Origin of the sequence: Mesorhizobium sp. M7A.F.Ca.US.005.03.2.1 (assembly GCF_003997795.1) — a bacterium.
Classification (GTDB): Bacteria; Pseudomonadota; Alphaproteobacteria; order Rhizobiales; family Rhizobiaceae; genus Mesorhizobium; species Mesorhizobium ciceri.
Window position 1 is genome coordinate 1 of the sequence record NZ_RZRP01000206.1, and the last position, 8,248, is coordinate 8,248.

Genomic DNA, 8,248 nt, shown 5'->3' on the forward strand with positions numbered 1-8,248 from the left:
CGCCAGACGAGCTCGTAGTCGACCGGCATCTTCTTGCCCTGCCGGTACTTCTTGCGCCTGGCCGCCTGGTCGAGCCGGTTGTGGATTTCGGCCTGCAGGGTCTCGTCCGTCCAGGTGTCGTTGAAGCGGATGTTGAAGGTCGCGGTCGCTTTGGCCGGGATGACATTGGTGGCCGGGTTGCCCACATCGATGGAGGTGATTTCCAGATTGGTCGGCTGGAAATCCCTGGTTCCCTTGTCGAAAACCGGATGCAGCAAGGCATCGACCAGGCTCATCAGCCCGCGCACCGGATTGTCGGCAAGCAAGGGATAGGCGACATGGCCCTGGCGGCCATTGACGGTGACGGCGCCGGACATCGAGCCGCGGCGGCCGATCTTGATCATGTCGCCCAGCGCATCCGGGTTGGTCGGCTCGCCGACGACAGAGGCATCCCATTTCTCGCCCCTGGAAGCCGCCCATTCGAGCAGCTTGACCGTGCCGTTGATCGCGGGGCCTTCCTCGTCGCCGGTGATCAGCAGCGAGACCGAGCCTTTCGGACCGCCATTGGCCTCGACATGGCGCGCCACGGCGGCGATGAAACAGGCGATGCCGCCCTTCATGTCGACGGCGCCGCGGCCATACATCTCGCCATTGGCGATCTCGGCGGCGAAGGGCGGATGCGTCCAGGCGGCTTCGTCGCCGACCGGCACCACGTCGGTGTGGCCGGCGAACATCAGATGCGGGCCATTGCCGGAACGCCTTGCATAGAGGTTTTCGATATCGGGCGTGCCGTCTTCGGAAAACACCGGCCGATCGACCAGGAAGCCGAGCGGTTTGAGCATCGTCTCCAGCGCGGTCAGCGCACCGCCCTCAGCGGGCGTCACCGAAGCGCAACGGATAAGGGCGGCGAGGTTTTCGGCAGGATCGGTCGGCAGCGTCATGGCAAAAGCGATAGTCGAAAGCGCAGGGCCTGTCACGGCCAGACATAGGGGCCAGCCTCATGGCTGGCGATACCGCCGATATTATGGTTTTCATGTCGTATAGTTGCGACCCGGCGCGGGCGACAGGATGGCAGACAAGGACAAACGGATCGTCATAGCCGGTGCCGGCAGCATCGGCTGCTATGCCGGCGGCTGCCTGGCGCTGGCCGGCCGAAAGGTCATTCTGCTGGCCCGGCCGCGCATCGAGGCAGCGTTGCGGCAGGGTGGATTGCGGGTCAGCGACCTCCAGGGCCGCGATCGCTCGATCAAGCCGGAGGCGCTTGCCGTCACCACCGATCCGGCCGCCACCCTGCCGCAGGCGGACGTGATCCTGGTCACGGTCAAGAGCGGCGCCACTCAGGACATGGCGGATCTTATCAAAGCTCATGCCCGGCCCGACGCCGTGGTGATCAGCCTGCAGAACGGTGTCGACAATGCCGACAGGCTGCGTGCCGGACTTGGCCGGCGAACGGTGCTGGCCGGCATGGTGCCGTTCAATGTGGTGCAGTCGCCGGACGGCGAGCTGCCGCTGCGCGTGCACCGCGCCAGCGACGGCAAGGTGATGGTCGAGGATGGCGATGCCGGCCTGGTCGGCCTGCTTGGCGTCGAAGGGTTTGCGGTTGAAGCGCATGGCGACATGAAGGCGGTGCTGTGGGGTAAGCTGCTGATGAATCTGAACAACGCGCTGGTGGCGCTTTCCGGCCTGCCGCTGGCAACCGAACTGGCCGACCGACGCTGGCGGCTGATCCTGGCCGGCCAGATCGACGAGGCGCTGACGGCACTGAAAGCGTCCGGCATCGAGCCGGCGCGGATCGCCGGCCTGCGGCCGGCGCTGCTGCCGAAAGTGCTCAGGCTGCCGGACTGGCTGTTCAGGCTCTTGGCGCGGCGCATGCTGGCGATCGACCCGCAGGCGCGCTCGTCGATGTGGGACGATCTTCAGCGCGGCCGGCCGACGGAGATCGACGATTTGCAAGGTGCCATCTTGCGGCTGGCGGGGAAGGCCGGCACGCCCGTGCCGACGGTTCAGCGGATCATCGCCTTGGTGCGCGCGGCGGAAGCGGAGCGGCTTGGCTCGCCGGGCCTGGCGCCGGAGCAGATTGTTGCACCGGCCGGCCGTCGATCAACGTGATCTTCTGCCAGATTTTCCGCGACAGGTTGGACGCCAGGTTCTCGATGTCGTTGACGCCGTCGATGACCACGTCGTCATTGACCGACTGCGCGAACAATGCGGCGATCTTGCCGGTGATCGACAGCATTTCGGAGCAATAGTCGAGGTAACGCGCCAGGTCGGCGGCATTGGTGATGCGGGCGGGCGAATGCGACGTCGGCTTGAAATCGGCCGACAGCGCCGCCGGATCCTTGGTCAGCTGGTGCATGTCGATGACGTGGATCAGCGAGCGCAGGCCATGCAGCTGGCGAAAGACCTGCTTGCGCGTGATGCGCTCCTCAGAGCGGATCAAGGCGAGAAATCCGACAATGGCGAGGATGAACATGTTGAGCGAAGCTTCGATGCCTTGCACCGACTGGACGGCATCACCCGGTTTGGAAATGCGGTCGAATGGCAGGACGGTGCCGACGAAGATGAACATCAGTGCGCCGGCAACGACAGCGGCGACGATGAGGCCGCGCAGCCACCAGATCGGCGCTTCCAGGGCCTTGGCGCCCTGTGCCAGGTCGCGCGACAGCGAGACCAGTTCGGCGGCAACGCCGCGCAGGCCGGCATCGGGGAAACGCTCCGCAACGCGCGTCTCCAGCCGTTCTGCGGTCTCGATGATCAGTTTCGGATCAAGCGTACGGTAGCGCATGTCCGATCGAACCTCAGGGTTGTGCTGGCTCGTTGGTGCGCCGGCCGTAGCGGTTGGGTCCAGGCTGCCCCGGAAACAGGCACAACACAAGGAAGGCCACGATCGAGACCACCGGCACGAACAAGATCAGCGCCGCAATGCCCGGCTTGTCCAAATCGTGCAGCCGCTTGACCGCCAGGGCAATGTTCGACCACAGCGAGGCGATGAAGGCGACGAAGAAGATGAACGACCACATGTTGCTCTCGGCCGAACCTTCCGGCACCAGCGTGAAGCGGTAGAGCGGGAAGGCCTGGATGATGGCGACGAGCAACCCGCCAAGAAAATAGGCCGCGCGACTGACGCGGCCCGAGGTTTTGAAGAAAAGCCAGGTGAGATCTGATCTGTCAGGCAAGCGGGTCCGGTCCATATTGATTGGCGCCCCTGGCGCCTTCGAGAATGCCGCATTCCACCAGAAACCAGATCGGGCCGATCAATGGCACCAGCATGATCAGGCTCCACCAGCCCGACTTGCCGCGATCATGCCAGCGCTTGGCGTAGACTGCGAGTGCGAAATAGATCGAGGCCAGAGCGATGAGAATGCCGATGATGCCGATCTGGGCGCCACTGGCCGTGGTGATGCGTGTACCGAGGATCGCATCGAGAATAAAGGCAACGATGCCAATGACGATGAAAACGCCAATCGCGGCCCAGAACTTGCCACGGTTGATGCGACCGTCAAAACTTGTGAGCAGATACTTCCAGTCCATGTCACCCCTCCATGATGAACCCGCGCGACCGATTGTCGCGCCGGCGGAAGGTGCGCCCGCTTTGCGCAAAGATCAATCGCGCAGCAATTCGTTGATCGAGGTCTTGGACCTGGTTTTGGCGTCGACGCGCTTGACGATGACGGCGCAGTAGAGGCTCGGACCCGGCTCGCCGTTCGGAAAGGGCTTGCCCGGCATCGCTCCGGCGACGACGACGGAATTCGGCGGCACTTCGCCGTAGAAAATCTCGCCGGTGGCGCGGTCGACGATCTTGGTCGACTGGCCGATGAAGACGCCCATGCCGAGCACCGAGCCTTCGCGCACGATGCAGCCCTCGACCACTTCCGAGCGCGCGCCGATGAAGCAATTGTCCTCGATGATGGTCGGACCTGCCTGCATCGGCTCCAACACGCCGCCGATGCCGACGCCGCCGGAAAGATGCACGTTCTTGCCGATCTGGGCACAGGAGCCTACCCCGACCCAGGTGTCGATCATGGTGCCTGTATCGACATAGGCGCCGACATTGACGAAGGACGGCATCAGCACGGCGCCCGGCGCGATATAGGCCGAGCGACGCACGATCGACCCCGGCACGGCGCGAAAGCCCTCCTTTTCGAAATCAACAGCGCCCCAGCCATCGAACTTCGACGGCACCTTGTCCCACCACGTCGCTTCGCCGGGACCACCCTTGATGATCTCCATCGGGTTGAGCCGGAAGGACAAAAGCACGGCCTTCTTCAGCCACTGGTTGACATGCCACTTGCCGTCGGCCTGCCGCTCGGCGACGCGGACGGCGCCGCGGTCGAGCAGGTCAAGCGCCGACTGGATGGCATCGCGCGTTTCGCCGCGCGTCGCAGTCGAAATCGCATCGCGTTCCTCGAAGGCCTTCTCGATGGTCTTTTCGAGGCTCGCCAGATCGGGCTTCGACATGAATTCGCTCCATTACCAAGCTGTTAAGGGGCTGAGCCTTAACCTGTTTTGAAAGTCGCGCGGACCCTATGTTAAGGCTTAATGGGGGTCAATCGCGTGTGCGTCACGGGACGGCGCAGTTAAGGGAATTGGACGGGTAGTTATGACTCCTATGGAAAAGGCGGGGTGGACGCCGCTGCCGCATTCGGACGAGGATCTGGAGCGGTCGAAGAGCGTACCTGACACGCCGCAGACGCGTGCCGAAACCTACCGGCTCGCCTGGAACGATCCCGACTTCATGACGCGGCGCGAGTTGCGCGCGGTCAGGCTGCAACTCGAACTCCTGAAACCGGAAATGATCCTAGCCGAACGCGGCATCCGCTCGACGGTGATCCTGTTCGGCGGTGCGCGCCTGCCGGAACCCGGCGGCGAGGCCTGGGCGGCCAAGAACGAGACGCAGAAGAAGAACCTCGAAGAGAACAGCAAATACTACGAGGAAGCGCGCAAATTCGCCCGCCTCTGCTCGCAGCAATCGGCTACCTCCTATTACCGCGAATATGTCGTGGTGACCGGCGGCGGGCCTGGCGTGATGGAAGCGGGAAACCGCGGCGCCGACGATGTCGGCGCGCCGTCGATAGGCCTCAACATCGTCTTGCCGCACGAGCAGGCGCCGAACATCTATGTGACGCCGGAGCTCTGCTTCAACTTCCATTATTTCGCTATCCGCAAGATGCATTTCGTCATGCGCGCCAAGGCGGTCGCGGTGTTTCCGGGCGGCTTCGGCACGATGGACGAATTCTTCGAGACGCTGACCCTGATCCAGACAGGGCGCATGGAGCGCGTGCCGGTGATCCTGTTCGGCAAATCCTTCTGGAAGCGGGCGATCGATCTCGATTTCCTCGCCGAGCAGGGCACGATCAGCCCCGGTGATCAGGACATCATCGACTTCGTCGACACCGCGGATGAGGCGTGGGGGATTATCAGCCGGTTCTATAAGTTAGGAGAGTAGGGCTGCGGATCGGGGAATTGAAGAATTGAAGAATGAAGGGATTGTGGCTCTGCGTTCGGATCGATCCCCAATTCGTCATTTCATCATTTCTTCATTTCCCCTCCCCCCTCTCCACAATCGCCGTCAGAAACCCCGCCAGATCGTCGGTGACGAAATCGACATCATCCTCATTGGCCGGGTCGCGCTCCCATATCTCGGAAAAGGTCGGCTCGAAATTGCGCGGCACGATCAGCACCGTGGTCATGCCGAGCGACTTCGGCACCGAAAGGTTACGGGCAAGATCCTCGAACATCACCGCATTGTGGCCGGTGACGGCGTGGAGTTCGGCGAACTTCTCGTAGGTCTGGCGCGCCGGCTTGGGATTGAGCCCCGCAGCGACGATGTCGAAGATGTCGTCGAAATGGTCGAGGATGCCGAGCTGGCGCGCGGTGCGCTCGGCGTGCCTGCGGTCGCCGTTGGTGAAGATGAACTTGCGGCCCGGAAGCTGGCGGATGGCGGTGCCGAGAACGGGATCGGGCACCAGCCATGAATAGTCGATGTCGTGGACCTTCTCGAGGAAATCGTCGGGGTCGATGCCGTGGCGTGTCATCAGGCCGTTCAGCGTCGTGCCATATTCGCGGTAGAGCTCCTTCTGCAACTTGCGCGCATCGTCGCGCGGCAATGCCAACAGTTCGCCGACATAGGCGGTCATCTTGACGTCGATCTGCGAGAACAGATTCGAATGGTGCGGATAGAGCGTGTTGTCGAGATCGAAGACCCAGTCGGTGACATGGGCGAAGCGGGCGGGGTCAGGGAGCGTGGTCATGGGCTCCTTATGGCATGAAACGCGCATTCCGAAAGCGACTTTATCCACAACTTCTGCTCGTTGAGGTTGCGTAAATCGTCTCACGATTCAAATTTTAGGCATCTGGGAAAGGTGGCCTTCAGGGCTTGCTGGCAGAGAGGCAGTCTTGTGGGAGCAAGCGATGAACAGCATAATTCTGAGATCCGCCGCCGTTGCTTTCGCCTCAGTCGCGGCCTCTCTCCTGCTGACCCTGATCATCGTTCCGGCCATGGGATTTCCGGTCAACCGGACGATCTGGCTGACCTCCACGCTCTGTCCGCTGGTGCTGGCGTGGGCCGCCAGCGCAAGCACTTTCTGGCAAAGCGACAGGCTGAAAAACGCGCATCGCGATCTCGCCCGAGCCCATGCCCAGCTCGCCGCCGCGCATCGCCGCCTGGCGGAAAAGGCGAGCCGCGACGACATGACCGGCATGCTCAACCGGGAAAGCTTCTTTGCGGCGCTCGACGGTTCGCGCCGCAAGTCCGATCGCGGCGCGCTGCTGATCATCGATGCCGACCACTTCAAGACCATCAACGACAATTTCGGCCACCTGACCGGCGATGACGCGCTGCTTTTGATCGCCAGCGCGATTCAGCGCGGCGTGCGCAGCGGCGATGTGCTCGGCCGCATCGGCGGCGAGGAATTTGGCGCCTTTCTGGTTGGCGCCACCGAGCAGGAGGCCAAGCGCGTCGCCGAGCGCATTCGCCGCGAAGTCGAGCTGATCCGCTTCCGGCCCGTCGACGAGCGGACCATTCCGCTCACGGTCAGCATCGGCGGTACTGTCTGCGGCGAGGAAGCCAGCGTGTCGGAGTTGATGCGCGCCGCCGACCGACGCCTCTACCAGGCCAAGCACCAGGGCCGTAACCTGACGATCATCGACACCGGCATTTCCGAGGCGGCGTGATCCGATCTGCCGCAACCGGCCTGTTAAGAAAACTCTAACCTTGTTTGCACTCGGTTGTACCGCTTAGCCGGGTTTTCACTGCTTTGCGGCCAGACTTGGCACGATACTGGCTTCCACGGTGATGCATGTGTCGTTCCGGGAATTGCCGTTCTGGGAACGCCATGCAGTGCCGAAGCCCAGCCGAGAGACCAGCCATGAGTTTCATCATCAAGAAAATGTCACGCCGCGCGCTCGTGCAGGCGTTGATCGCATTGCCTGCCCTGTCTTTGTTCCGCAAGCTGCCTGATGCCGATGCCGCCGGTCCAAAGCCCGACCCGAACGAGATCGTCGAGGTCGGTGGCTGGATCCTGAAGCGGAGCGACCTGGCATGATCTTCGACAGCTACGAGGCGTATCGCGCTGCGAACTTCACCCCGAAGGTCTGCATCCTCGGCTCCGGTCCGGCCGGCATGACCATTGCCCGCAAGCTTGGCGCGGCCGGCATTCCGGTGGTGGTGATGGAGGCCGGTCCGCGCGAATTCAGCGACGACTCGCAGGACTTTTACCGGGGCAGCACGGTCGGGGATTTCTATTTCGATCTCGACATCACCCGGCTGCGGTTCATGGGGGGCAGTTCCAACCACTGGGCAGGCTGGTGCCGCGTGCTCGACAAGCAGGATTTCGAGCCGAAGGCCTGGGTACCCGATACGGGCTGGCCGATCGCCCGCACCGACATCGAACCCTATCTGCCGGAAGTGCGCGATATTCTCGACCTTCCGGCCCTCCGGCCCGATATGCCGATCTCGGACGATATTCGCTGGGTGCAGCTGATCAAGAGCCCGGCCGTGCGCTTCGCCGAAAAGTTCGGCGATGAACTCGACAAGGCCACGAACATCGCGGTGGTGCTCAACACTTGTGCCACCGAACTTGCCGGCGACGGCAGACGCGTGACTGGCGCCAGGCTGTGGTCAAACGGGCAGGATGCCGGCTCCTTCAGCGCTGACTATTTCATCGTCTGCACCGGTGGGCTGGAGAATTCGCGGCTGCTTCTGTGGTCCAACCAGCGCTCGAACGGCGTCGACCTCGAACGCGTTATAGTCGGCCAGGATGGCGTTGCC

10 protein-coding genes and 1 pseudogene are annotated in these 8,248 nt (G+C 62.9%); 5 read left to right on the plus strand and 6 right to left on the minus strand.

The features are described 5' to 3' along the window. Positions 1 to 920 (minus strand): succinyl-diaminopimelate desuccinylase (dapE, locus tag EN991_RS13885; protein ID WP_127368968.1); only part of this gene is annotated, 920 nt, incomplete at its 3' end. Positions 921 to 1,047: 127 nt separating this feature from the next. Here dapE and EN991_RS13890 point away from each other — a divergent pair. After that, positions 1,048 to 2,088 (plus strand): 2-dehydropantoate 2-reductase, encoded by a 1,041-nt coding sequence (locus tag EN991_RS13890; RefSeq protein ID WP_127368969.1) that lies wholly within the window; start codon positions 1,048 to 1,050, stop codon positions 2,086 to 2,088. Here EN991_RS13890 and EN991_RS13895 read toward each other — a convergent pair. From EN991_RS13895 to dapD, 4 genes are all read right to left on the minus strand, one after another. Then, positions 1,991 to 2,764, minus strand: coding sequence for a hypothetical protein (locus tag EN991_RS13895; RefSeq protein ID WP_127368970.1), 774 nt, complete (start codon positions 2,762 to 2,764; stop codon positions 1,991 to 1,993). The genes EN991_RS13890 and EN991_RS13895 overlap by 98 nt on opposite strands. A gap of 13 nt (positions 2,765 to 2,777) precedes the next feature. Next, the gene (locus tag EN991_RS13900; RefSeq protein WP_024502086.1) at positions 2,778 to 3,155 is read right to left on the minus strand and encodes a DUF805 domain-containing protein; all 378 of its coding nucleotides are present in this window, start codon (positions 3,153 to 3,155) and stop codon (positions 2,778 to 2,780) included. Further along, on the minus strand, positions 3,148 to 3,510 hold the full coding sequence (locus EN991_RS13905; RefSeq protein ID WP_013528479.1) for a DUF805 domain-containing protein: 363 nt from the start codon (positions 3,508 to 3,510) through the stop codon (positions 3,148 to 3,150). Before EN991_RS13905 ends, EN991_RS13900 begins: the two co-directional genes overlap by 8 nt. 72 nt (positions 3,511 to 3,582) lie before the next feature. Next, positions 3,583 to 4,437 (minus strand): 2,3,4,5-tetrahydropyridine-2,6-dicarboxylate N-succinyltransferase, encoded by an 855-nt coding sequence (dapD, locus tag EN991_RS13910; RefSeq protein WP_013528480.1) that lies wholly within the window; start codon positions 4,435 to 4,437, stop codon positions 3,583 to 3,585. 142 nt (positions 4,438 to 4,579) lie between these two features. Between dapD and EN991_RS13915 the strand changes: the two genes are divergently transcribed. Then, positions 4,580 to 5,425 carry an LOG family protein gene (locus EN991_RS13915; protein ID WP_013528481.1) on the plus strand — a complete coding sequence of 282 codons (846 nt, stop codon included), beginning with the start codon at positions 4,580 to 4,582 and terminating at the stop codon, positions 5,423 to 5,425. Between the two features lie 91 nt (positions 5,426 to 5,516). On the opposite strand, the gene EN991_RS13920 is transcribed toward EN991_RS13915, so the two are convergent. After that, positions 5,517 to 6,230, minus strand: a complete 714-nt coding sequence (locus tag EN991_RS13920) for a pyrimidine 5'-nucleotidase (RefSeq protein ID WP_013528482.1) — start codon at positions 6,228 to 6,230, stop codon at positions 5,517 to 5,519. 160 nt (positions 6,231 to 6,390) lie between these two features. Here EN991_RS13920 and EN991_RS13925 point away from each other — a divergent pair, with 160 nt between their 5' ends. From EN991_RS13925 to EN991_RS13935, 3 genes and pseudogenes are all read left to right on the plus strand, one after another. Continuing rightward, on the plus strand, positions 6,391 to 7,152 hold the full coding sequence (locus EN991_RS13925; protein ID WP_013528483.1) for a GGDEF domain-containing protein: 762 nt from the start codon (positions 6,391 to 6,393) through the stop codon (positions 7,150 to 7,152). Positions 7,153 to 7,346: 194 nt separating this feature from the next. After that, a complete protein-coding gene (locus EN991_RS13930) occupies positions 7,347 to 7,523 on the plus strand; it encodes a hypothetical protein (RefSeq protein ID WP_013528484.1) in 177 nt (58 codons plus the stop codon). Then, positions 7,520 to 8,248, plus strand: a pseudogene (locus EN991_RS13935) (GMC family oxidoreductase); the annotation flags it as partial. The gene EN991_RS13930 and the pseudogene EN991_RS13935, both read left to right, overlap by 4 nt.